Raw genomic sequence first — 987 nt, 5'->3', positions numbered from 1 at the left:
AAGCCACCCCGATGTCGAGACCGCGCTTGGCCGCCCAGTCGAGCCGCAGCCCCCGCGCGACAAACGGCGTCTCCGGCAGCATCGCCTCCGCCACCCCGCTCACCTGACCGGCAATCTGATCGGCCACGTCGGACATCTCAACCCTATGGTGCGGCGCAGAAGCGAGGTGGGAGATAGGGGGGCCGGCCTCACGCAACATGGACTCGCTTCCTGACGGACGGTGTCGGTGAGTTGGTTAACAACTCGTTAATAGTGTCTTTCTAACAAATTATTCGCGCTGTTACAAGCTGGGCTATACCGATGAGGATAGTCTAAACCGGGTTCATATTATGCGGTTATGCAATGTTTCGACTTAAATAAGGCGCGGCCTTGGGGCAACTTGAGAAAAGATCAGGCTGTAGAAACCCCGGTTTGGGGGTGAGACGGTATAGTGTCGGTATAGGCGTCGGCCGCGAGATGGCTCCGTTTCCTTTGGTGCGGCGCACGCAAGACCGATATCGGCAGCCTCGGTTACCGGCTTGTGCCGTCGCAGACCTCGGCCCAGGCTGGCGCTCAGCTTACAAGGGGGACGGGGGCCGGACGGAGCGGCCGATCGGCGGCATCGGTGAAGACTACGCATCCCGATGACGGGATGGGTGCTCGCGCGGAGCAGAGCAGGGATGAGCCGAGCCCTTTTTCGGGTGGCGGATGAAATCGGCGTGAGCGCCATCAACCGGAAGCAAGGCTGGCGGCCCAAGCGACGTGACGGCTCGGTCCGGACGATCAAACAGGGCTGGTCGCGGGTACAAGGGAGAAGTGACATGGCGGTTCTGGTGACGGGCGGGGCCGGGTATATCGGCAGCCACATGGTTCTGGCGCTGCTGGATGCCGGCCACGAGGAGATCGTGGTGCTCGACGATCTCTCCACCGGCTTCGACTGGGCCGTGCCCGAGGGGGTCAAGCTCGTGGTCGGCGACGTCGCCGACCAGGCGCTGGTCACCCAGACCA

1 protein-coding gene is annotated in these 987 nt (G+C 62.7%); it reads left to right on the top strand.

The features are described 5' to 3' along the window. Nucleotides 1-800: 800 nt before the first annotated feature. A partial coding sequence (locus AO398_RS03895) for an NAD-dependent epimerase/dehydratase family protein (RefSeq protein WP_152997400.1) occupies nt 801-987 on the top strand: 187 nt, incomplete at its 3' end.

It is taken from the genome of Methylobacterium sp. GXS13, from assembly GCF_001455965.1.
Classification (GTDB): domain Bacteria; phylum Pseudomonadota; class Alphaproteobacteria; order Rhizobiales; family Beijerinckiaceae; genus Methylobacterium.
Note: the sequence above shows the minus strand (reverse complement) of the source record. Positions and strands in the feature narration are given on the sequence as shown.